30 protein-coding genes are annotated in these 22,112 nt (G+C 57.9%); 10 read left to right on the top strand and 20 right to left on the bottom strand.

All coding sequences use genetic code 11. The annotated features are described in order from the left end of the window. Window positions 1-43 precede the first annotated feature (43 nt). Window positions 44-373, bottom strand: coding sequence for a DUF1491 family protein (locus tag GS630_RS20060; RefSeq protein ID WP_171621369.1), 330 nt, complete (start codon window positions 371-373; stop codon window positions 44-46). Beyond that, the gene (gene era / locus GS630_RS20055; protein WP_171621368.1) at window positions 370-1,278 is read right to left on the bottom strand and encodes a GTPase Era; all 909 of its coding nucleotides are present in this window, start codon (window positions 1,276-1,278) and stop codon (window positions 370-372) included. The genes GS630_RS20060 and era overlap by 4 nt, the downstream gene beginning before the upstream one ends. 160 nt (window positions 1,279-1,438) lie before the next feature. Here era and GS630_RS20050 point away from each other — a divergent pair, with 160 nt between their 5' ends. Beyond that, window positions 1,439-2,821: a multicopper oxidase family protein gene (locus tag GS630_RS20050; protein ID WP_171621367.1), complete on the top strand. Its 1,383-nt coding sequence runs from the start codon at window positions 1,439-1,441 to the stop codon at window positions 2,819-2,821. A 2-nt stretch (window positions 2,822-2,823) separates the two neighbouring features. Here GS630_RS20050 and GS630_RS20045 read toward each other — a convergent pair whose 3' ends face one another. The 10 genes from GS630_RS20045 to folK all read right to left on the bottom strand — a co-directional run bounded on the left by GS630_RS20045 (window position 2,824) and on the right by folK (window position 10,602). Further along, window positions 2,824-3,342: a GNAT family N-acetyltransferase gene (locus GS630_RS20045; RefSeq protein ID WP_171180771.1), complete on the bottom strand. Its 519-nt coding sequence runs from the start codon at window positions 3,340-3,342 to the stop codon at window positions 2,824-2,826. Between the two features lie 4 nt (window positions 3,343-3,346). Next, on the bottom strand, window positions 3,347-4,039 hold the full coding sequence (gene rnc, locus GS630_RS20040) for a ribonuclease III (RefSeq protein WP_171236155.1): 693 nt from the start codon (window positions 4,037-4,039) through the stop codon (window positions 3,347-3,349). After that, window positions 4,036-4,875, bottom strand: coding sequence for a signal peptidase I (gene lepB, locus GS630_RS20035; RefSeq protein ID WP_171180776.1), 840 nt, complete (start codon window positions 4,873-4,875; stop codon window positions 4,036-4,038). The genes rnc and lepB overlap by 4 nt, the downstream gene beginning before the upstream one ends. A 60-nt stretch (window positions 4,876-4,935) precedes the next feature. After that, entirely contained in the window at window positions 4,936-5,355 is a 420-nt protein-coding gene (gene acpS, locus GS630_RS20030; protein WP_171236156.1) for a holo-ACP synthase, read from the bottom strand. Beyond that, complete coding sequence (locus GS630_RS20025) at window positions 5,352-5,975, bottom strand: LysE family translocator (protein WP_171236157.1); 624 nt, start codon at window positions 5,973-5,975, stop codon at window positions 5,352-5,354. The genes acpS and GS630_RS20025 overlap by 4 nt, the downstream gene beginning before the upstream one ends. Beyond that, window positions 5,972-6,718 carry a pyridoxine 5'-phosphate synthase gene (locus tag GS630_RS20020; protein ID WP_171621366.1) on the bottom strand — a complete coding sequence of 249 codons (747 nt, stop codon included), beginning with the start codon at window positions 6,716-6,718 and terminating at the stop codon, window positions 5,972-5,974. Before GS630_RS20020 ends, GS630_RS20025 begins: the two co-directional genes overlap by 4 nt. Beyond that, window positions 6,711-7,409: a DUF2062 domain-containing protein gene (locus GS630_RS20015; protein WP_171180784.1), complete on the bottom strand. Its 699-nt coding sequence runs from the start codon at window positions 7,407-7,409 to the stop codon at window positions 6,711-6,713. Before GS630_RS20015 ends, GS630_RS20020 begins: the two co-directional genes overlap by 8 nt. Before the next feature lie 16 nt (window positions 7,410-7,425). Further along, window positions 7,426-9,558, bottom strand: coding sequence for a bifunctional (p)ppGpp synthetase/guanosine-3',5'-bis(diphosphate) 3'-pyrophosphohydrolase (locus GS630_RS20010; RefSeq protein ID WP_171236159.1), 2,133 nt, complete (start codon window positions 9,556-9,558; stop codon window positions 7,426-7,428). A gap of 26 nt (window positions 9,559-9,584) precedes the next feature. Next, window positions 9,585-9,938: a DNA-directed RNA polymerase subunit omega gene (gene rpoZ, locus GS630_RS20005; protein ID WP_171180788.1), complete on the bottom strand. Its 354-nt coding sequence runs from the start codon at window positions 9,936-9,938 to the stop codon at window positions 9,585-9,587. Between the two features lie 94 nt (window positions 9,939-10,032). Then, a complete protein-coding gene (gene folK, locus GS630_RS20000) occupies window positions 10,033-10,602 on the bottom strand; it encodes a 2-amino-4-hydroxy-6-hydroxymethyldihydropteridine diphosphokinase (protein ID WP_171180790.1) in 570 nt (189 codons plus the stop codon). Window positions 10,603-10,740: 138 nt separating this feature from the next. On the opposite strand from folK, the gene GS630_RS19995 reads away from it, so the two are divergent. The 7 genes from GS630_RS19995 to GS630_RS19965 all read left to right on the top strand — a co-directional run bounded on the left by GS630_RS19995 (window position 10,741) and on the right by GS630_RS19965 (window position 15,236). Then, complete coding sequence (locus GS630_RS19995) at window positions 10,741-11,316, top strand: NYN domain-containing protein (RefSeq protein ID WP_050605228.1); 576 nt, start codon at window positions 10,741-10,743, stop codon at window positions 11,314-11,316. Between the two features lie 188 nt (window positions 11,317-11,504). After that, on the top strand, window positions 11,505-12,455 hold the full coding sequence (gene ispH, locus GS630_RS19990; RefSeq protein WP_171180794.1) for a 4-hydroxy-3-methylbut-2-enyl diphosphate reductase: 951 nt from the start codon (window positions 11,505-11,507) through the stop codon (window positions 12,453-12,455). Further along, window positions 12,452-12,904, top strand: a complete 453-nt coding sequence (locus GS630_RS19985; RefSeq protein WP_171180796.1) for a DUF3429 domain-containing protein — start codon at window positions 12,452-12,454, stop codon at window positions 12,902-12,904. Before ispH ends, GS630_RS19985 begins: the two co-directional genes overlap by 4 nt. Further along, entirely contained in the window at window positions 12,901-13,488 is a 588-nt protein-coding gene (locus tag GS630_RS19980; protein WP_171180798.1) for a class I SAM-dependent methyltransferase, read from the top strand. The genes GS630_RS19985 and GS630_RS19980 overlap by 4 nt, the downstream gene beginning before the upstream one ends. Next, complete coding sequence (rnhA, locus tag GS630_RS19975; protein ID WP_171180800.1) at window positions 13,481-13,948, top strand: ribonuclease HI; 468 nt, start codon at window positions 13,481-13,483, stop codon at window positions 13,946-13,948. Before GS630_RS19980 ends, rnhA begins: the two co-directional genes overlap by 8 nt. Next, entirely contained in the window at window positions 13,945-14,568 is a 624-nt protein-coding gene (locus GS630_RS19970; RefSeq protein WP_171180802.1) for a trimeric intracellular cation channel family protein, read from the top strand. The genes rnhA and GS630_RS19970 overlap by 4 nt, the downstream gene beginning before the upstream one ends. 65 nt (window positions 14,569-14,633) lie before the next feature. Beyond that, entirely contained in the window at window positions 14,634-15,236 is a 603-nt protein-coding gene (locus GS630_RS19965) for an alpha/beta hydrolase (RefSeq protein ID WP_371732328.1), read from the top strand. Window position 15,237: 1 nt separating this feature from the next. Here the strand turns inward: GS630_RS19965 and speB are convergent, their stop codons facing one another. Genes speB through def (GS630_RS19935) form a run of 6 tightly spaced genes read right to left on the bottom strand, consistent with a single transcriptional unit; the run spans window position 15,238 to window position 18,527 of the window. Then, entirely contained in the window at window positions 15,238-16,059 is an 822-nt protein-coding gene (gene speB, locus GS630_RS19960; RefSeq protein ID WP_171236165.1) for an agmatinase, read from the bottom strand. Between the two features lie 60 nt (window positions 16,060-16,119). Beyond that, window positions 16,120-16,356 (bottom strand): GlsB/YeaQ/YmgE family stress response membrane protein, encoded by a 237-nt coding sequence (locus tag GS630_RS19955; RefSeq protein WP_171236166.1) that lies wholly within the window; start codon window positions 16,354-16,356, stop codon window positions 16,120-16,122. 1 nt (window position 16,357) lies between these two features. Further along, the gene (locus GS630_RS19950; protein ID WP_171180808.1) at window positions 16,358-16,594 is read right to left on the bottom strand and encodes a hypothetical protein; all 237 of its coding nucleotides are present in this window, start codon (window positions 16,592-16,594) and stop codon (window positions 16,358-16,360) included. A gap of 6 nt (window positions 16,595-16,600) precedes the next feature. Continuing rightward, window positions 16,601-17,515: a methionyl-tRNA formyltransferase gene (fmt, locus tag GS630_RS19945; protein WP_171621365.1), complete on the bottom strand. Its 915-nt coding sequence runs from the start codon at window positions 17,513-17,515 to the stop codon at window positions 16,601-16,603. Between the two features lie 2 nt (window positions 17,516-17,517). Then, the gene (gene def, locus GS630_RS19940) at window positions 17,518-18,012 is read right to left on the bottom strand and encodes a peptide deformylase (protein ID WP_171621364.1); all 495 of its coding nucleotides are present in this window, start codon (window positions 18,010-18,012) and stop codon (window positions 17,518-17,520) included. Next, window positions 18,009-18,527 carry a peptide deformylase gene (gene def, locus GS630_RS19935; RefSeq protein ID WP_171621363.1) on the bottom strand — a complete coding sequence of 173 codons (519 nt, stop codon included), beginning with the start codon at window positions 18,525-18,527 and terminating at the stop codon, window positions 18,009-18,011. Before def (GS630_RS19935) ends, def (GS630_RS19940) begins: the two co-directional genes overlap by 4 nt. 94 nt (window positions 18,528-18,621) lie before the next feature. On the opposite strand from def (GS630_RS19935), the gene GS630_RS19930 reads away from it, so the two are divergent. Continuing rightward, window positions 18,622-19,794 (top strand): MalY/PatB family protein, encoded by a 1,173-nt coding sequence (locus tag GS630_RS19930; protein ID WP_171621362.1) that lies wholly within the window; start codon window positions 18,622-18,624, stop codon window positions 19,792-19,794. Between the two features lie 244 nt (window positions 19,795-20,038). Here the strand turns inward: GS630_RS19930 and GS630_RS19925 are convergent, their stop codons facing one another. Beyond that, the gene (locus tag GS630_RS19925) at window positions 20,039-20,392 is read right to left on the bottom strand and encodes a hypothetical protein (protein ID WP_171236170.1); all 354 of its coding nucleotides are present in this window, start codon (window positions 20,390-20,392) and stop codon (window positions 20,039-20,041) included. 212 nt (window positions 20,393-20,604) lie between these two features. Here GS630_RS19925 and GS630_RS19920 point away from each other — a divergent pair, with 212 nt between their 5' ends. Then, window positions 20,605-21,594 carry a glutathione S-transferase family protein gene (locus tag GS630_RS19920; RefSeq protein WP_171621361.1) on the top strand — a complete coding sequence of 330 codons (990 nt, stop codon included), beginning with the start codon at window positions 20,605-20,607 and terminating at the stop codon, window positions 21,592-21,594. Here the strand turns inward: GS630_RS19920 and GS630_RS19915 are convergent. Beyond that, window positions 21,576-21,938 (bottom strand): response regulator transcription factor, encoded by a 363-nt coding sequence (locus tag GS630_RS19915; protein ID WP_171180820.1) that lies wholly within the window; start codon window positions 21,936-21,938, stop codon window positions 21,576-21,578. The two genes, GS630_RS19920 and GS630_RS19915, sit on opposite strands and share 19 nt — an antisense overlap. Window positions 21,939-22,112: the final 174 nt, after the last annotated feature.

Raw genomic sequence — 22,112 nt, 5'->3', positions numbered from 1 at the left:
TAGTCACTTTGATCCACGCGTCAAAGCGCGATCTGTGCAGAGGTTACTCCAAACCCTCTTCGCCAAGCAGATGTCGCCCTTGTCGGTCCTCAACTTCAATCACCCAAAGGTCAGGGTCAAAGCTGCGCTGTTTGGTGATGGCGGCGTCCACATCCATCTCAGTGCCGCTGGAAAGCTCGACCCATCTTCGCTCACCGCTCATCAGGTCAAAGCTGCGTTGGAATGCGGCGGCCTTTCCGTCCAGCGTATTGAGCTTAACCAGAACCGCCCCAGCAGTGTCATCGCCATGGGCCACAACAAAGGCCGGGATTTCCTGAAACCGAAGCCGTGCCAAATAGGCATGGACCCAGAATTCGGCCGTCAGGCGGGTCATGCGTTGCCGTCTTTGAAATCCAAACCCATTTCCGAGTAGCGCTCGGATTCCTCCAGCCAGTTGGGCCGGACTTTCACTTGCAGAAACAGGTGAATCTTACGGTCAAGGAACTCTTCCAATTCGGCCCGCGCCGCCTGACTGACAGCCTTGATCGTCTCGCCGCGTTTGCCCAGCACGATGCCTTTGTGGCCGTCGCGCATGACATAGATGACCTGATCGATTTTGGCAGAGCCATCTTTGCGCTCTTCCCAGTTTTCGGTCTCGACGGTCAGCTGATAAGGCAGTTCCTGATGCAGGCGCAGAGTCAGTTTCTCGCGCGTCATTTCAGCCGCGATCATGCGCAAAGGCAAATCAGCGATCTGATCTTCAGGATAGAGCCACGGGCCTTCTGGCAGTTCCCCGGCCAACCATTTGCGCAGATCGTCTACACCATGTCCCTTTTCGGCCGAGATCATGAAAGTTTCTGCAAACGGATAGCGGGCGTTCAGGTCGCTGGTCAGCGCCAGCAACTTCTCGGACGGCACCTTGTCGATCTTGTTGATCGCCAGCGCGATGGTCCGACCCTGCCCGATCTCTTCCAGCCCCTCAAGGATGCGTTCAACCCCTTCGGTGATCCCGCGATGCGCCTCGACCATCAGGATAACAACATCTGCATCCGCTGCCCCACCCCACGCGGCAGCGACCATGGCGCGGTCCAGGCGGCGGCGGGGCTTAAACAGGCCCGGCGTATCAACAAAGACCAGCTGCGCGTCACCCTCCATCGCCACACCCCGAATGCGGGCGCGTGTGGTCTGTACCTTGTGCGTCACGATCGAGACCTTGGCCCCAACCATGCGGTTCAGAAGGGTGGATTTGCCTGCGTTGGGCTCTCCGATCAAGGCGATAAATCCGGCGCGTGTGGTCATATATCTGGCGTTCCTGTTTGCAATTGCGCTCTGCTATAGCAGAAAGGACCTTTGGGCCAGAGGGATTTGTCGCATTGCAGCTATGCGCGGGCCAAGGCAGGTCAGGCACAGACGCCCAGCCGTTCCCAGCCCGGCGACACATCCCTACAGAGAGGTCGCAATGAAACGTCGCAAGTTTATTCTTGGAAGCGGTGCCGCTGCTGGTGCCATGGGTTTGGGTGGTTTGTCTTTGGCGGCAAGCGATGCCACGCAAGACCTCGTGTTGCAAACCGCCAGCTACAGGTTGCGCAATCGGTTGACCACGGGGATGGTCAGCCTTTACCCCGACGCACCACCACCGGTTCTGTATGGACGGCAAGGCGAAGTCATGCGGCTTACGGTGCGCAATACCCTTCCCGATTACACCGCAATGCACTGGCACGGGCTGCGCATCGCCAACGAGATGGACGGGGTGCCTTATCTGACCCAGATGCCAATCGGCGAGGATGACAGCTTTACCTATGAATTCACACCACCGGACGCCGGCACATATTGGTATCACCCCCACTGCATGACAATGGATCAAATGGCCCACGGGTTGACCGGCGTCATGGTGATTGCCGAGCGGGAAGACCCCGGTTTCGACAGCGAGCAAGTGATCAATCTGCGTGATTTCCGACTGGACGAAGAAGACGCGTTTTTGCCCGCTTATACGGCGCGTGGTGCTGCGCGCGCAGGTACGTTTGGCAATGTCCAGACTGCAAACTGGTTGACAGAAGCAGTGTATGATCACGCGGCAGGCAGCCTTGTGCGGCTGCGCGTCGTCAATACGGACACAACCCGCATCTACAAGCTGCATCTTGAAGGGGCTGAGGCGCAGATCATTGCGTGGGACGGGCATCCGGTTGAGATCGACCTGACCTTACCCACACCCGATGCACCGCTTTTGCTGGGCCCGGGTCAGCGGGCGGATTTTGCCGTACTGATGCCAGACGATGAAGGGCAGTCGGTGGCACTTGTCGCCAAATTTCCTGGACAGAAACACCGCGCGATGGCGCGGTTGCGCGCGACCGGACAATCCAAAGCGCGCGATATGAGGGAATTGCGCCCTTTGCGCAGAAACCCTGTTCTGCGCCCTGAACTGAACCAAGCCGAGCTGCATGAGTTCGTGTTCGGCTGGACGCCTGAAGGTGGCCCTCCGAATGACGGGTTCTGCGGATCACTGGGGTATAGTTTCTGGTCGATCAACCGCACGCCGTGGCCCGGAGATGCAGCAGAGGGAACCGGTCCGCTGGCCGTGCTGGAACAAGGCAAGAGCTATGTTTTGCGCCTCCGTAACGAATCTCCTAACTTGCACCCGATCCACCTGCACGGACTGGCTTTCGTGCCGCTGAAATCGAACCTGCGCGCCCTGCCGCCCTTGATGACCGACACGATGCTTTTGTTGAAAGACGAGACCATTGATATCGCGCTGGTCGCTGACAACCCCGGCGACTGGGCCTTTCATTGCCACGTGATAGAGCATCAGAAAACCGGGCTGGCAGGGTTCATTCGGGTGGTTTGACCCTAGCCCAGCGTCGCTACGTCCAGCGCCAGAACATGGTTCGGATAGGCTTGGTCGCCGATCCGAAAGTCCGAAACGCCAACCTGCCTGAACCCTTTGGACAGGTAGAAATCGATAGCGGGTGCGTTTTCGGAATTTGTTGTCAGCCAGATCTCGCCCTGCCCTTTATCTCGGCAGTGGTCGGTCGCTAATTGCAGCAAGGCTGACCCAATACCCTTACCATGATGCCGCGGCTGGACATAAAATGTCACGATCTCAAGATCGGACAGCCCGTCGACAGGAGCTGCGCGACCTTCTGAAACCCGAATATAGCCATCAATACCATCCCGGTTTTCCAAGACCACCAAAAGGTCCGAACCTTCCTCGATAAGTGCTTCAAACCGCGCCGCTGTAAACTCAGCCAGTACAAACTCGGCAAACAAAGAACTCACGCCATGACGCAGGTAGGTGCCCACCCAGACTTCAATCGACAAAGCAGCCAGGCTGGCAGCATCCGCCTTTACGGCTGGCCTGAAATTCATTTCCCTAAGAGGAACTGGGCGGGCTCAACCTCTCAAGCAGCGCCTTCGCAGCTGCCTGCTCGGCTTGCCGTTTGGATCCCGCAGTGGCCTGTGCCTCGGTTCCGTCCTGAAGGCGGGCGGCAATGGTAAAGATCGGCGCGTGATCCGGACCGCTGCGCTTGATCTCGACATATGAGGGCGGTCTTTGGCCGCGGGCCTGCGCCCACTCCTGAAGCGAGGTCTTGGCATCGCGGGCGTCGGCCTCGACTTTGTGAATACGGTCCCCCCACAGGGCTAAGATGACATCGCGGGCGGCCTCAAACCCGGCATCGCGATAGATGGCTGCAATGACAGCCTCCATCGCATCACCCAGCAGCGCCTGTTTGCGGCGACCTCCGGACAACATCTCGGACCGGCCCAGCTTCAGCACCGCGCCCAGATCGATCTGACGCGCAACATCGGCACAAGCCTCTTTGCGGACCAATGCGTTGAATCGAGGGGCCAGCTGACCTTCGGAGGCTTTCTTATCGGCCTCTAGCAGCGCCGTGGCCATAACAAGGCCCAACACTCGGTCGCCCAGAAACTCCAGCCGCTGATTGTCGGGCCGGGTAGACGACGACACCGAGCCGTGGGTCAACGCGCGCACCAGCAGTTCGGGGTTGGTGAACTCGTACCCCAAACGCTGCTGGAACGCTTTTATTTCAGCCGATAGCTTCAATTGACCGCCTTGAAGAACCGATCACCGCGCCAGGTCCAGAAAAACAACATCGATCGGCCCGCAGACGAGAACATGATCCGATCAGCGCGACCGATCAGGTTTTCGTACGGCACATAGCCCACCCCACCTGCAGATTGCGGCAGGCGGCTGTCGCTGGAATTGTCGCGGTTGTCGCCCATGAAGAAATAGTGGCCCTCGGGCACGGTATAGATGCCGGTATTGTCCGACCCCTGATTGCCGATGTTCAGCACGTCATAAGACACCCCATTTGGCAGGGTTTCGATCAGGCGTGATTTTTCACAAGCACCACCAATGCCAACAGCTCCATTTTCACAACGGGGACGCAGACGCTGAGGCCCCTGAGGTTCAGCGACTTCGGTAAAGACGCCGTCGGGCTGCTGTGGAACCGGCGTGCCATTTAGGATGATCTGACCTTCACGGATCTGGATGCGATCCCCCGGCAAGCCGATCAGACGCTTGATATAATCGCGGCCCGTGACGGGGTGGCGGAAGACGATGACATCGCCGCGCTCAGGCTCACCGCCCCAGATGCGCGTATCACCATCGCCCTGCATCCAGCCGCAGATATCTTCGGCATCAACATTCAAACCGACGCTTGGAATGATTAGACTGGGGCAAGACGCGTATGAATACCCATAGGCCATCTTGTTAACGAAAAGGAAATCGCCGATCAGCAAGGTCTGCTTCATCGAGCCCGAGGGAATCCAGAACGGCTGAAAGAAGAGGGTGCGGAACACGCCTGCAATCAGCAGCGCATAGACGATGGTTTTGATCGTCTCCCAAACGGGATTTCCGGTTTTGGCTTCCTCGGCCATACTGCTCTCTCCAGTTCTGTGCTTGGCTTGGCTGCTACATGCGGGGGGGATGGGGGCAAGTCAAGGCTGCGTGGCGTGATCTTGAAGCGGACGCGCCTCGATCACCACAAATGCCTGGGCCCAGGGATGGTCATCCGTCAGGGTGACATGGATGATGGCCTCATATCCTTCGGGTGTCATTTCCCTGAGGCGCTCGGCGGCCCAGCCAGTGACATGCATGACAGGCTGGCCGGTTTTCAGATTGGTAACGGCCATGTCCTTCCACGCGATGCCCATGCGCAGCCCAGTGCCCAGCGCCTTAGAGCATGCCTCTTTCGCCGCCCAACGCTTGGCATAGGTGCCAGCGGTGTCGTGGCGGCGTTCGGCTTTACGCTGTTCGATGTCAGTAAAGACACGATTGCGGAACCGATCGCCAAAGCGGTCAAGCGTGCCTTGGATGCGGTCGATATTTGCGAGGTCTGTGCCGATACCGAGGATCATGACAACCGCACCGTCAGGATCTTGTAACTCGCCAAGCCAAAGAACCCGGCAAAGGCAAAATCGAACCAGCGGCGGGCGCGGCGGTAGGTTCGGACCATACGCTCGGACGAAAACAGAAACGCATAGCCGATGAAGATCATCAGCGATCCGGCATACAACATGGCGAAATAGCCCAGCAGCATCGACAGGCTGGCATTATTGGGTGCGACAATGGCATAGATCGAGCCCCAGCTGAGGATCGCTTTGGGGTTGGTCAGGTGGATCGCAGCGCCTTTGGCAAAGATCGTCGGCAGAGACCCGATGACTGGCTTGCCCAACGCAACCTCATTCGACGTCATCGCACGGCGCAGGGCCTTGAAGGCCAGCCAGCCCAGATAGGCGACACCGATGTACCGGATCACCTCGAACACCCAGACATTGGCCAGCATGATCGCCGACAAGCCCAGTGCAGCTGCTATGCCCCAAGCGGCGGACCCGGCGCAGATGCCCAGCGCAAAGACCAGACCGGCACGGCGGCCCTCGTTCATCGCGGTTCCGGCAATGCCCATCGTGGCAGGCCCCGGAGAGCCGCCAGCCATCAGCCAGGCCAGCCAGATGGCGACAAAGCCGGGCGTGATCACGTGCGCGCCTCGTCCATCAAGCGGCGCATTTCCTGAATGGCGGGGGTGAGGCCCAGAAAAATCGATTCACCAATCAGGAAATGGCCGATATTTAGCTCTTTCACCTCAGGGAAGGCCGCAACCGGCTTGACTGTGTCATAGGTCAGACCATGCCCCGCGTGCACCTCAAGCCCCAGCGAGCGGGCAAACGCAGACATCTGGCGCAGCGATTCAAGTTCTTGCGTGGCATCTCCCATGCGGCCCTCTGCGTGGGCGTCGCAATAGGCACCGGTGTGCAATTCGATCACTTCGGCGCCAATACGGTGGGCCGCCTCGATCTGGCGCTGGTCAGCGGCGATGAAGATCGACACGCGGCAGCCGACATCGCGCAGCGGCGCGATAAAATGAGCCAGCTTGTTTTCTTCACGCGCGACTTCAAGCCCGCCTTCGGTGGTACGTTCCTCGCGCTTTTCAGGCACGATGCAGACCGCGTGCGGTTTGTGCCGCAGGGCGATTTTCTGCATCTCTTCCGTGGCGGCCATTTCAAAGTTCAATGGCACCGACAGAACTTCCATCAACCCGTCGATATCAGCGTCCGATATATGGCGGCGGTCTTCGCGCAAATGCGCCGTGATGCCATCAGCACCAGCCTCTTCCGCCAGTTTGGCGGCGCGTAGCGGATCGGGATAAGCCCCGCCCCGCGCATTGCGCACAGTGGCAACGTGATCAATGTTCACACCAAGCCGCAGATGGTTCTCAGACATCCCTCGATTCCTTTTGAGTCGTTTGGCCCGAGCCTAGTGGCTCTGCCGGATAAACGGCAGTCGATTCTTCGGCCAAGCGCTTGATTTCCTCAAACTTCGCCTTGATCTTGGCGCGACGTCGCTGCTGATAGGTTAGGATCAATGGCAGGCTGAGGTAATAACAGACCACACCCGCCACAATGCCGGGGATGATGCCACCAATCATATAGGGGTAGAAGACGTCATCGTAGAACTGCGCCAACCCATGCCAATCTGCCACGCGGTCTGTAAACAAGGCCACAAAGTTATTCTTGAGATCACCGATGGCGTCAGCGAACTTTCCCATCAGCCCCTGTGTGTCACCCTCTTCATATTCGGTTCCCAACAGAAAGTGCCCGGTCTGCAGGCAGATCACACCGATCGGCACATAGGTCAGAGGGTTACCGAAAAATGTGCCACTCAGCGCGGCCAGAATGTTTCCCTTGATCAGCCTTGCGCCAACAGCCGCGACCAGAAAATGCAATCCGTAGAACGGGGTGAACGCCGCAAAAACCCCTGCCCCAATTCCACGCGCAATTCGGTCAGGCGAATCTGGAAGACGGCGAACTCGGTGTTTTACATAGTGAAAAGCGCGGGTCCACCCACCACGCGGATAGACAAACTCCGACGCGACTTGGACAGCAGAGCGTCGGTCTCGGCGCTTGAATACCACGCGTGCTCACCCTTCCTCAGCCAGCCGCAACCGCAGCTTTGGTCTGATCCCGATACCGTTCGACGGCCGCAACATCGCTTTCCGCCTCAAGCATCAGCATAAGCGAATGCAACTGTTCAAGGTCGCGCAGTTCGACATTGATCAGCAGACGGTAAAAATCCGGTTTGCGGTCAACAAATTCCAAGTTTGAGATATTGGCCTTTTTCTCGCCGATCAATGTGCAAATACGACCCAGAACTCCTGCATCGTTGCCGATGGTCAGATCCAATGTCGCACCATAGACGGCAGGGTGGGTTCCCGAATGCCAGTGCAGATCGACCCAGCGGTCGGGTTCGCCTTCAAACTCACTCAGCCGGTTGCAGTCGATGGCGTGTACCACCACGCCCTTGCCCCGGTACGTGATGCCGACAATACGTTCTCCCGGCAATGGCTGGCAGCATGGGGCGCGATCGAATTTCTGACCTGGTTCAAGGCCGATCACGGCGCGACGCAGCGGAATGGCGTCACCATCGTCCTTAGCCAGTTCAGGATAAACAGCCTCGACCACTTCATGCGCCGTCAGTTCCGCGCTGCCCAGACGGGCCAGCAATTCATGCCGATCTTTCAGGCGCAGGTGCTTGGCAGCAGTGTCCAGCGCCTTGTCTGTTGCCTTGCGCCCAACATGTTCGAAACCGGAACGCGCCAGCTCCTTGCCCAGCTTGATGAACCGCTCTCGGTCGACCTCGCGCAAGGCGCGACGGATGGCGGTGCGGGCCTTGCCGGTGACGGCGATCTCAAGCCACGTGACCTGGGGCGTCTGACCGTCGGCGGTGATGATATCCACCGATTGCCCATTCTTCAGTCGGGTCCAGAGCGGCACGCGAATGCCGTCCACCTTGGCCCCAACACAGGCATGGCCGATCCGGGTGTGGATAGCATAGGCAAAATCAATCGGCGTCGCCCCGCGCGGCAGCTTCACCACATCCCCTTTGGGCGTGAAGCAGAACACCTGGTCCGAATACATCTCGAGCTTGACGGCCTCGAGGAAGTCTTCGTGATCTTCTTCGTTGTCGAACTGCTCAGTCAGGTTCGAAATCCATTTGGCCGGGTCAACGGCAAAGGGGTTTTCGGTCCGCACACCGTCACGATAGGACCAATGCGCCGCAACGCCGGTTTCAGCCACGTCATGCATCTGGCGGGTGCGGATCTGAACCTCGACCCGTTTTCCGTCGCGCCCTGAAACAGTGGTGTGGATCGAGCGGTAGCCGTTCGATTTCGGCTGACTGATGTAATCCTTGAACCGCCCCGGCACCGCGCGCCAGCGTTGGTGGATGGCACCAAGTGTGCGATAGCAGTCCTCTTCGGTCTGGGTGATGATGCGAAAGCCGTAAATGTCCGACAGGCGTGAGAAGCCCTGATCCTTTTCCTGCATCTTTCGCCAGATCGAATAGGGTTTTTTGGCGCGGCCAAACACTTCAGCCTCGATCCCCGCCTTTTCCAGCTCGTGCCGCATGTCGCCGGTGATGCGATGGATCACGTCACCGGTTTCGCGTTGCAGCGTGATAAAACGCCGGATGATCGATTGACGGCCTTCGGGGTTCAGGACACGGAAAGCGAGGTCTTCCAGTTCTTCGCGCATCCATTGCATACCCATCCGGCCTGCAAGCGGCGCATAGATGTCCATCGTCTCGCGCGCTTTGATCACCTGCTTTTCGGGGCGCATTGCCTTGATCGTGCGCATATTGTGCAGACGGTCGGCCAGCTTGACCAGAATAACCCGCAAGTCCTTGGACATGGCCATAAACAGCTTGCGGAAGTTCTCGGCCTGCTTGGTTTCGCGACTGGACAATTGCAGGTTGGTCAGCTTGGTCACGCCATCGACCAGCTTGGCGACCTCATCCCCAAACAGCTCGGCCACCTTGCCGTAATTGGCTTTGGTGTCTTCGATCGTGTCATGAAGCAGCGCCGTAATGATGGTCGCATCATCCAAACGCTGTTCGGTCAGGATGGCGGCAACGGCAACGGGATGGGTAAAATAGGGCTCGCCAGAATGGCGGAACTGCCCCTCATGCATCTGCTGACCGAATTCGTAAGCCAGAGTGATGCGTTCAGCATTCGTCTTGGGATTGTAGTTGCGGACCAGCGCAATCAGGTCGTCAGCAGAAATCATCCGGTCCGCACCTTCGTCTTTGGGGCTTACCCCTGTCCCTGTGCCTCCATCAGAGCGCGCAGGAGTTTTTCTTCAGACATGTCGTCCATGGCAGGTTTGTCCGATTCGGCACCCATCAGCAGCGCCATCTGATCTTCTTCCGGCTCATCAACCTCGATCTGGGTTTGGTTGGCTTCGATCAGGCGCTCGCGCAGTTCATCCGCACTTTGGGTTTCGTCGGCGATTTCACGCAGGGACACGACAGGGTTCTTGTCGTTGTCGCGGTCAACGGTAATCGCTGCACCGGCGGAAATCTCACGCGCCCGATGGGCGGCAAGCATCACCAGCTCGAACCGGTTTGGAACCTTATCTACGCAATCTTCAACCGTCACGCGGGCCATGGGGCGCTCTCCGTTTCTGAATCCATGTCAGGAAGAGGTTTATCTAAGCGCGAATCCGCGCCTTGACAAGCAGGAAATACCCCAATTGCAAGGATCACAGTGGTGTGACCGCTGCAATATCGTCCGCAGGCAAATCGGTGACCATCTGCGATACCGTGCGATCCAGAACAGGATGACGCCAGTCGGGGGCGATATCGGCCATCGGCACCAGCACAAAAGCGCGGTCCTGCAGACGCGGATGAGGCAGGATCAGTTGATCCGGGGCCTCTTGCCGCTGCGCCTCTGGTGGCAACGTCAGCCAGCGATCGAACTGGGCGCGATCAGGCAGCACCTGTTCATCAAAACACACCAGGTCCAGATCCAGAGTTCGCATTCCCCAACGTTGTATCCGTTCGCGCCCAAACTCATGTTCCACGGCGTGCAGCACACTTAACAACTCGGTCGCAGGTTTTTCGGTGGCGATCAAAGCCGCAGCGTTCACATAGTCCGGACCCGCCCCGGCGGGGAAGCAAGGCGTCGCGAAAAACCGGCTGACCGCGCGAATCACTACACCTTGACGCGAAATAGCGTCAAGTGCGTTCCGCAGCGTAACTTCGGGCCCTTTTCCTCTCAAGCTGAGATTTGCGCCCAGCGCAACAACGGCATTTGACAACGAATTGCTCATATAGCACCCTATATTCGACACATTGCATACTTGCGATAACCAGCAAAAGTTCTAATTATAGACCGACAGATCGCGCCAAATCATCACTCACTCACTCACCATGCGGGGCGGTCTGGATTATACCGGAAGGGACTATTTATGTTTTATAAAGACGAACGGCTAGCGCTGTTCATCGACGGCTCGAACCTTTATGCCGCGGCAAAAGCACTCGGTTTCGATATAGACTACAAACTTCTGCGGCAGGAATTCATGCGCCGTGGCAAGTTGCTTCGGGCTTTCTATTACACAGCGCTCCTGGAAAATGACGAGTATTCGCCGATCCGCCCATTGGTTGACTGGCTGCACTACAACGGCTTCACCATGGTCACGAAACCCGCCAAGGAATACACCGACAGCATGGGGCGTCGGAAAGTCAAAGGAAACATGGATATCGAACTTACCGTCGATGCCATGGAGCTTGCACCACGCGTGGATCATATCGTGCTGTTCTCGGGCGATGGGGATTTCCGCCCGTTGATTGCCAGCCTGCAACGTCAAGGCGTGCGCGTTTCGGTCGTGTCGACGATCCGCAGCCAGCCGCCGATGATCTCGGACGAACTGCGCCGCCAGGCTGACAACTTCATCGAACTGGAAGATTTGCGTGACGTAATCGGGCGCCCGCCGCGTGAAATGCCGGCTGAGCCGCGCAACGTCGCCATGGCCAGCAACAGCTGATCCGGCACTCTCTTTCTGATGGGGTAAATTTCGCGCGGTCAGGACCGAGGTCCTGGCCGCGCTTCTTTAACTATAAACAGGTGCTGAAACAAAACCTGACTAGCATCGATTCGTGTCAGTTGAATGACGATCTCCTGTCTGGACCAAGGCCGTGAAAAGACTTACCTGTGCCTTAAGGAGACAACTCAATGACAAAGCCACCACTGACACTTTACCTTGCCGCTCCCCGGGGTTTCTGCGCCGGTGTGGATCGTGCCATCAAGATCGTAGAAATGGCCCTGCAAAAATGGGGACCTCCGGTCTATGTGCGCCATGAGATCGTGCACAATAAATTTGTCGTCGACGGATTGCGAGACAAGGGCGCGGTCTTTGTCGAGGAGCTACATGAATGCCCTGATGATCGTCCGGTGATATTTTCCGCTCATGGCGTCCCGAAGTCAGTGCCCGCAGAGGCCTCAAAGCGCGAGATGATCTATGTGGACGCGACCTGCCCGTTGGTCTCGAAAGTGCATGTCGAGGCACAGCGCCATGCGGATGCGGGGTTGCAGATGATCATGATCGGCCACAAGGGCCATCCCGAGACCGTTGGCACCATGGGACAATTGCCCGAGGGCGATGTTCTGTTGGTTGAAACCGTCGAAGATGTGGCCACGGTTGATGTTCGCGATCCAAAGAAACTTGCTTTTGTAACCCAGACCACCCTGTCGGTTGATGACACCAAAGACATCATAGCCGCGCTTCAGGCCCGGTTCCCGGCCATTGTCGGACCACACAAGGAAGACATTTGCTATGCCACGACGAACCGGCAAGAGGCCGTCAAGGCCGTGGCGCCTAAGGCAGACGCTCTGCTGGTTGTGGGTGCGCCGAACTCATCGAACTCGCGCCGTCTGGTCGAGGTCGCCTCGCGCGAGGGCTGCAAATACGCGCAACTGGTGCAGCGCGCCACCGAGATCGATTGGCGCGCGTTGGATGGGATCTCATCCGTGGCCGTCACCGCAGGCGCATCGGCCCCAGAGCTTTTGGTGAACGAAGTGATCGACGCCTTCCGCGCGCATTATGATGTCACCGTCGAATTGGTCGAGACAGCCGTCGAGAACGTCGAATTCAAAGTCCCCCGCGTCCTGAGGCAACCAGCGTGATCGGAGTACCAAAGGCGCCGCTTTTTCTGGGGCTCGCGGGGCTGATCCCGTTTGTTTGGGGTGCGCTGACCTACCTGAGCGGCGACCTGAATGCCTGGGGCGCACAAAACCTTGGCGCGCGTTTTGTGGGACCGTACGTGCAGTTGTTTTATGGCTCGGTCATCTTGAGTTTCATGTCAGGTGTTCTTTGGGGCTTTGCAACTAAAACCTCGGGCAGCAAGGCAGGTTTGTGCTACACTCTGTCGGTCCTGCCCGCGCTTTGGGCCTTTTTCATGACAGGCGGCGGACCGGTTCAAGCAGGTACAAACCTGATTTACGGGTTTGCCGGTTTGTTGATTCTTGATGCCCTGTTCACTTTTTGGCGGCTGACGCCGGTCTGGTGGATGCGGTTGCGCGTCCTGCTGACCGCCGTCGTTGTCGCCAGCCTTGCCGTCGGAGTTTATATGTGACCGACAAACGCACGATCAGCGCCTACACCAACCGATTGGCCGAGTATCTGAATATCCCGTTGCCGCCGGAACAGCTTGAGGCGCGCCAGGCATTTGCTGATGCAGTCGACACTGGGGGCTATGTGCTGGACCTGGGGTCCGGGCCCGGATCAGACAGCAGCTTTCTGATGCGTCAAGGGCTGACGGTACGGGCGCTGGACGTAACGCCTGCCTTTGTTGACCACGCCCGCGACAACGGCGTGGATGCGCATTTGGGCACGTTCAACGACGTCACGGAAACGTCCGTCTATGATGGTGTTTATGCCAGCTTCTCCTTGCTTCATGCGCCGCGCACAGATTTCCCCGGCCACCTTCGGGCAATTCATGAAGCCCTAAAGCCCAAAGGTCAGTTGTTTTTGGGCATGAAACTGGGCACGGGCGAACACAGGGACGCGCTTGATCGTTACTTTACCTATTATACCGAAGCCGAGATCGAAGACGCTCTGACCCAGGCTGGGTTCACGATTGACCGCACCGTCAAAGGGATGGGCAAAGGTCTGGCCGGGTCTTACGAAGGATACATGCTGGTGTTTGCTCATGCCTGACTTGTTTGCCTATACCGACGGCGCCTGTTCCGGCAATCCAGGCCCCGGAGGCTGGGGCGTGCTTTTGCGTGCAATGGACGGGGACACTGTCTTGAAAGAGCGTGAGTTAAACGGGGGCGAGGCCGAGACAACCAACAACCGGATGGAGTTGCTGGCCGCCATCTCGGCCTTGGAAACGCTTGAGCGTTCCTCGAAAATCACCATCGTGACTGACAGCGCCTATGTTAAGAACGGCGTCACCGGCTGGATCTTTGGCTGGAAGCGCAATGGCTGGAAGACCTCGAACAAGAAGCCAGTAAAGAATGTCGATCTGTGGCAACGCCTGGACGAAGCGCAAGAACGGCATGATGTGACCTGGGAATGGGTCAAGGGTCATGCGGGCCACCCAGAGAATGAAAAGGCCGACGAACTGGCCCGCGCGGGTATGGCCCCATTCAAACCTAAGAAGGCGCAGGTGTGACCGCGCTTTCGTTGCTGGATTACGCCTCGGTCCTGATATTTGCTCTGACCGGGGCTTTGGTGGCAAGCCGTGCCCAGCTGGATCTTGTTGGGTTTGCTTTCATGGCTTGCTTGACCGCAGTCGGCGGCGGCACAGTGCGTGATCTGTTGTTGGACCGACATCCGATCTTTTGGGTCGGTCAGCCGGATTACATCCTGATCGCCGTTGCCGCTTCAGTGCTGGTGTTCTTTACCGCACACCTGATGGAAAGCCGCTACAACTGGCTGATCTGGCTGGACAGTTTCGCTCTGTCGGTTGCCGTCGCTGCCGGTACAGGCGCTGCGCTGTCATTGGACCAATCCGGCGTCATCGTCGTGTTGATGGGCGTAACAACCGGGTGTCTGGGCGGGCTGATGCGCGACGTGGTCTGCAACGAGGTGCCGCTGGTGCTGAAGCAGGGCGAGCTCTATGTTTCATGCGCTTTTGCGGGGTCATTGACGGCAGTTCTGGCCGTTCAGGCCGGAACGGAGCCCGCGCTTGCACTGGCTTTGTGCGCGTTGGTCTGCTGGGCCTTGCGGGCCGGGTCACTGGTGTTTGGCTGGCAATTGCCCGTCTACAAAAGCCGCCCACCGCGCAACTGAGCCTGTCGATGGACGTCAAAGCAATGTGCTGATACCTCTGTGAACATTGCAGCCCGGAGGCCAGCGTGATCTTTAGACTAACATCATTTGCAGCCTGTCTGACCCTGCTAGCCTCATGCGGGGAATACTACACACCAGTCAGTTTCGTTGCGCAGGGCGACCAGATCATTGCCTCCGGCACAATTGATGAAACAACGTTATCCGCTTTTGAGGAGGTCATCGCAAAAAACCCCGAAGCCCGAATTTTGGTTCTTCAATACATCGAAGGATCAGTGGACGATGATGCCAATGTCATCTTCAGCCGCGAAGTGCGCAGGGCCGGTTTCGATACGGTCGTTCCTTCAAACGGTCTGGTCGCCAGCGGCGGCACCGATCTGTTTCTGGCTGGAAACCGCCGCACCCTGCAGCCGGGGGCCTGTGTCGGCGTTCACAGCTGGGCCGGATCGGGATTGGTGGCGACAGAATTGCCCGAGGACGACCCGGAACATGACCGGTACCTGGACTATTTCAAAGACATCGGAGTGGATGCGGAGTTTTACTGGTATACCCTGTTCGCTGCCCCAGCCGACAGCATGCACTGGATGACCGCCGCTGAGGCGAACCAATACGACATGACCACGCGGGGTGCTCCGGCGCTTGGATCGGCCACGGTCTGCGACGAGCGGTAAATCACCCCGTCAGCAAGCGCGCACCGATTTCCTTGACGAATTTTGCGGCCACCATTGCGGTCATACCGTAAGGGTCGCGATGCGGATTGAGCTCGACAATGTCTGCCCCGACCAACTGACCTTCGAACCGGTGGATCAGGTCGATGACCTCGCGCGTGCTCAGCCCTCCGGGTTCGTGATGCGAGACACCAGGGGCAAAAGCAGGATCCAGCGCATCCAGATCCAGTGACAAATAGACAGGGCCATCAAAGGAAATCTGCAGGTCGGGGCTCCAGTTTCGCATGTCGATCACCTCGACCCCGAATTTATCAGCCTGTTCGCGCTGATGGGCGTTCATGGTGCGGATGCCGACCTGCACCAATCGGTTGATCGGGCAATTCTCCATCACCCGCGCAAAGGGACAGCCATGGCCCAGTGGGCCGATGTCTTGCTGGTCGTACAGATCAGGATGGCTGTCGATATGCAGGATGTTCAACCCTTGGTAACGATCCGCATGGGCTTTGATCAGCGGATAGGCTACGGAATGATCCCCGCCCAGAGACAACAGGCGCGCGCCAGTTGCGATCCGCTTGGCTGCTTCGGCTTCGATCCGGTCAATCGGTTCCTGTCCGCGCATTTCGAACACGTCAAGATCTCCGGCATCGCAAAATCGCATGCTTGCACCCAGATCAGTGCCATCCTCAGCAGTCAGGTTGGCGGCGCCGGAATGCAGCGCCTCGCGGATGCGTCCGGGGGCAAAGGCCGGGCCTTGCAGGAACGAGGAATGCAGATCCAGAGGCACCCCCATCAGGGCTACATCCGCAGGCTTCAGATCGTACTGCATCAAGATCCTCCAAATCGTTTAGACACGATCTGGCCGGGCAAAAGGTACTAGGTCAAGGGGTTAGCGGCGCAGGTAAGTCTGCCAGATCCAGATCACCAGCAACGCACCAAGGATCGCCCCGACAAAGCCAGACATCCAGCCCATTACCGTCGCCAGAAAACGCAGCAGAAGCCCGCCGATCAGAGCCCCAATAATGCCGATCAACATGGTTGTCGGGATATCCGCCTCGATCCGCATCAGTCGGGTGGCCAGAAATCCGGAGGCAGCACCGATGACGATCAGGGCGACAATGGGCATCTCATTTCCTCCAGTGGGTCGGCACAATGATCAGGGCACCAACGGATGAGATCACCGCATCCAGACCCGGAGGACCAAAGCTGATGCCGAACATGATGCGCAAGAAATAGAACAAAAATGCCCCGCCTACACAGATGATGATCGATTGCAAATAGCCGTTATGGGTAAAACCGGTCTGTTCGGACAGGTAGCCCACGATCCCCGCAATCACGACGGTGCCCATCAACACCATGAACATATGGCTTTACTCCGAAGATAACCGAGTGCCAGTTGGTATTGCCCAGCCCCGCAGAAACGTTTCCCTATCCTGCGCGCCTTTGCCTGCCCTTTGCAAGCGCAGCAGTTCAACGGCCCCCTGCCCACAAGCCACATGCAGATCCTGGTTCAGAACCTCACCCGGTGCGCCCTGCCCCTCTGCAAGGCGCGACGCCAGCAGCTTGATGCGTTCACCATCCATTTCGGTCCAAGCCCCGGGAAAAGGCGAAAGGCCCCGGATTTTCCGGTCAACCTCGACCGACGGGCGGGTCCAGTCGATGCGCGCCTCAGACTTGTCGATCTTAGCGGCATAGGTCACACCGCTCTCAGGTTGCGGTTCGGGCACCAGGTCCGGCAGCTTGGCAAGTGCGTCGACGATCAACACGGCCCCAAGGATCGAAAGCCGGTCATGCAGTTGCGCGGTGGTTTCTTCGGATTCAATTTCAGTTGCCTGCCGCAGCAAAACCGGACCAGTGTCCAGACCAGCCTCCATCTGCATGATGCAGATCCCGGTCTCGGCATCGCCGGACATGATCGCCCGATGAATCGGCGCAGCCCCGCGCCAACGCGGCAGCAGACTGGCGTGGATGTTCAGACACCCATGCTTGGGCGCATCCAGAACGGTTTGCGGTAGGATCAGGCCGTAAGCCACGACAACGGCCACATCCGCGTTCAGCGCGGCAAAGGCGTCTTGCTCCTCGGCTGATTTCAGCGAAAAGGGATGGCGCACGAGCAAGCCCAGAGCCTCGGCCCGGGCATGAACGGGCGTTGGGCGGTCTTTCTTGCCGCGACCAGCGGGGCGCGGAGGCTGACAATAGACAGCAGCAATTTCGTGCCCGGCCTCGACCAGCGCATCCAGCACCGGAACTGAGAAATCCGGGGTTCCCATGAAGATAACGCGCATCTTTACCCCTGCTTTTTGGCTTTGCGCAGCAGTATGTCGCGTTTGACCTTGCTGAGACGGTCGAAAAACATCTTCCCGTTCAGGTGATCGATCTGATGCTGCACGCTGGTAGCGTCGATCCCGACAAAGTCACGACGGTCCACCATACCCTGTTCGTTCAGGAACTTTACAGTCACTGCACGCGGGCGTTTGATCTTGGCCGAAACGCCGGGCAAGTTCGGGCTGGCCTCTTCGTGTTCGCGAAGTTCGATCGAGCTGTGCAGGATTTCCGGGTTCGCCAGACGCACGGCCTTGCCGCGTTCGGCCGACCCATCGACTACTGCCAGACGCAGCATCACACCGATCTGTGGCGCGGCAAGGCCAACGCCGGGCATCGCCTCCATCGTGTCAATCATGTCATCCCACACGGCGCGAATTTCATCGGTGATTTCAGCCACCTCATCCGCTTTGGTGCGCAGACGTTTGTCCGGCCAGGGCAAGCAGGTGCGCACGGTCATGAGCGCGCTTTCTCGCGTTTCAGCTTTTGCATCTTGCGCGTGATCATTTGTCGTTTCAGCGGTTTGAGATAGTCGATGAAGAGCTTGCCGTTCAGATGGTCAATCTCATGCTGCACGCAGGTGGCCCAAAGCCCATCAAAGGTTTCCTGCTGCAGATTGCCATTTTGATCCATCCAAGAGACATCCACCACCTTAGGGCGGGTCACTTCGGCGTATTGATCGGGGATCGACAGGCAACCTTCCTCATAGACATTGGTTTCATCCGATGATGCGATGACCTCGGGGTTGAACATGATCAGGGGGCGCGGGGTTTCACCTTCTTCCTTGACACAATCCAGAACAATCAACCGATCCAGCACACCGATCTGCGGCGCGGCCAGGCCGATGCCGGGCGCGTCATACATGGTTTCCAGCATGTCATCAGCCAGTTTGCGCAGCTCGTCCGTTAGGTCGCCCACGGGCGCGCAGACCTTCTTCAGGCGGGGATCGGGATGGATCAGGATATTGCGTTTCATGAGGCTGATTTAGGCCATCCCGCCTCGCGCCGCAACGCCCCCCTTGCACCTGCCTGATTTGCGGTTAGCTTTCGTCCAACAGAACGGAGCAGACATGACTTTCAACGACCTGATCGATCGCCGGGGCACCAACAGTTCCAAATGGGATAAGATGGAGATGCTCTATGGTGTCTCACCCGAGGATGGGCTGGCCATGTGGACGGCCGATTCCGACTACCAAACAGCGCCTTGCGTGATCGACGCTTTGCGTAAAGCCGCAGATCAAGGCGTTTTCGGGTACTCATGGACGCACCCGGATTATCTCGCTTCGATCCAATGGTGGATGAAAAGCCGTCATGACTGGGAAATCGACACGGATTGGATTCTGACGACCCAAGGTCTGGGCAATGCAATCGCGCTGTCGCTGGATGTTTGGACCGAGCCGGGCGATGGCATCGTGATCTTCACCCCAGTCTACCACGAGTTTGCCCATAAAGTGAACAAATCGGGCCGCCGGGTCGTGGAATGCCCGCTGGTGCGTGATGGCGATAGCTATGGGCTTGATTTGGACGACGCGCAGTCGCGGCTGGACGGGTCAGAAACGATGCTGCTGTGGTGTTCGCCGCAAAACCCATCGGGTCGGGTCTGGACGCCAAAGGAACTTCGCGCTGTGGCCGCGTTTGCCGAACGCAATGGCTTGATCCTGGTGTCCGATGAGATCCACCACGATCTGGTTTACCCCGGCACCAAATTTGTGCCGATGGATGTGGCAGCGCCTGATGCACGGCCTTGGACCGTGACCCTGACCGCGGCGTCAAAGACCTTCAACATCGCGGGTCAGCGCACTGGCAACATGATCATCCCTGACCCAAAACTACGCACAGCTATGAAAAACCGGCTTCAGGCGCTGGATTACGATCCCGGTGCATTGGGCGTGGAAATGATCACCGCCGCTTACAGCCCGGAAGGGGCCGAATGGGTGGATGCCCAGGTCGCACATCTGGAAGGCAACAAGCGTTTGTTTGATCAGACCATTGCCGGGATTCCGGGCCTGTGGTCGATGCCTTTGCAGGCAACTTATCTGGCCTGGGTCGATTTCTCGGGCACCGGTATGGATCACGACGAATTTGTCCGCCGCCTGCGTGAGGACGCAAAAATCGCAACCTCCTCAGGCCCCGGTTTCGGAACGGGTGGCGAAACGTTTGAGCGGTTCAACCTCGCCACCCAGCGCGCGCGGGTCGAAGAAGCCTGTACGCGGTTGAAACGGGCCTTCGGTGATTTGCAGTAAGACATGATTTGGCTGGGATTGATTTGCCTGGCCCTGTTGATCGTAGGTGCCAGCCAGCTTGGCTGGCACTTTTTGTGCCTCGCCGATCCGCGCCCGTGGTTACGCCCCGAACTTAACGTTTCGATCCTAACCTGATCGAGAAAACCGCCCGAAGACCGGACATAAGGCCAGATTGCATCGTCGAACGCCTGAATGGCCACCATTGGAGCCTGACTAAAACCGGTACAACGAAAGAAATCAGGCCTTAATCTTCGTGCCCCAACAAAGCAATCGGCGCGTCCGGCGCGCGATAGAAATCCAGCGGAGCCCTGTCATGCGCCGCCGTGCTGCGTTTGAATTCATACCGCATCTCACCACCCTCATCTTCGTCCGCGACGATCAGACATTGGTAGAGATGGTTGGCCCCATCATAGATATCGACCAGACCGCGCAAACGCGGCGTAGTTTCAGCCTCAACTGTGAATCCATCCTTCCACAATTTGAGGATTTTGTAGGTATTGTTGCCCATTTCCACCCTTAGACGGCTGGCTTTCTTCAGCGTGGCGATTCGGGCAGCGTCCAACTCGGCGCGTATTTCCTTTGAAACATAAGTACTCATTAATCCGTTCCCCCGTGAATGACTTCTATTGTGCGGGAAAGGTTGTAAAAATCCAGTGAAGGAGATCACGGAAATCGAAGCCGGTACAAATTGTTGCCCGGATATCCCAACCGTGACTGTGCGCCAACGCAGGGATTTTGCGCGGCCATTCGCATAGGAACGGGTCCTGCTTGGGCTTATCTTTGACGAAACGCTCTTGCGGAGGAAAAGGTATGGGCCTGCTGGTCGACGGAACATGGCACGACACTTGGTATGACACGAAATCGACAGGCGGCGCATTCAAACGCAGCGCGGCGCAATTTCGCAATTGGCTGACAGCCGACGGCAACGCGGGGCCGTCCGGCAAGGGCGGTTTCAAGGCGGAGGCCGGGCGCTATCACCTCTATGTCAGCTATGCCTGCCCATGGGCACATCGCACGCTGATCTTTCGCGAGCTGAAAGGGTTGAGCGATCTGATTTCAGTCTCTGTTGTGCACCCCGACATGTTGGGCAAGGGCTGGACTTTTGAAAAAGACGATCATGGCGCGACGGGCGATGACCTCTATGGGTTCAGCTACGCGCATCAGATCTACACCAAGGCTGACCCCTCCTATTCCGGGCGCGTGACGGTGCCGATCCTGTGGGACAAGCAGCAAGAGACCATTGTCTCGAATGAAAGCTCGGAAATTATCCGCATGTTCAATTCCGCCTTCAACGGGATCACGGGCAACACCGATGACTACTGGCCCGAGGCGATGCGGGACGAAATCGAAGAGGTCAACGCCCGCATCTATTCAGACGTGAACAACGGCGTCTACAAGTCCGGTTTCGCCACTTCGCAAGAAGCATATGACGCCGCTGTGGGTCCGTTGTTCGAGACACTGGACTGGCTTGAAGAGCGCCTGTCCCGCAATCGGTATTTGATGGGGGGTCGGATCACCGAGGCTGACTGGCGACTGTTCACAACACTGATCCGTTTTGATCCGGTCTATCACTTGCATTTCAAGTGCAACAAGCGCCGTCTGATCGACTACCCCAACCTTTGGGCCTATACGCGTGAGTTGTATCAGTGGCCGGGTGTCGCGCCCACGGTGAACATGAACCATATCGTGCGCCACTATCACTTTAGCCACAACAGCATCAATCCACACCGGATCATCCCGACAAACCCTGTGCTGGACTATATGGAACCGCACCGACGCGATCAGCGCCCCGCTGCGTAATGTTCAACCATCGCCGCCAGGTCCTCTGGCGGCGTTTCGCTTTGCACATAGGCACAGGCATTCGGGCTATGAGCAAAGATCGAACCGTCCGAGAAAAAGGTGGTGTTGGTGACAAAGATCACCCGCGCCTCGGGGCGGCGATAGCTTGCGAAATCGGCCACGGCTAATGCGCTGCCGGTTTCCAGAACCAGATCCAGCACGATGATTTCGAAATCCGTGCCGTAAAGCGCCAGAATGGCGGCCTCCTGCGTCTCGACCAGCGTGACCTCGGCGCCTTGCCGTTCCAGATGCCTTTTCCAGACCCGACCAAGGTCGGGGTTACTCTCAACAATCAGAACTTTCATTTGCAACAACCTCGGCACTTGATATGGTGAGTGGTGCCGACCCCCGTGATCCGTGATCTCGTTATTTCCTTAACAAAGTGTTAACAGCGCCCCCACAGCTCCGTGATCTAGCGGATTTGCTTGTAAAAGAGGCGAAAATCCGCTTGAAACGCGCCAAAACCGGTCATTTCCCGC

The sequence above is a fragment of the Ruegeria sp. HKCCD7303 genome, assembly GCF_013111185.1.
GTDB lineage: Bacteria > Pseudomonadota > Alphaproteobacteria > Rhodobacterales > Rhodobacteraceae > Ruegeria.
Note: the sequence above shows the minus strand (reverse complement) of the source record. Positions and strands in the feature narration are given on the sequence as shown.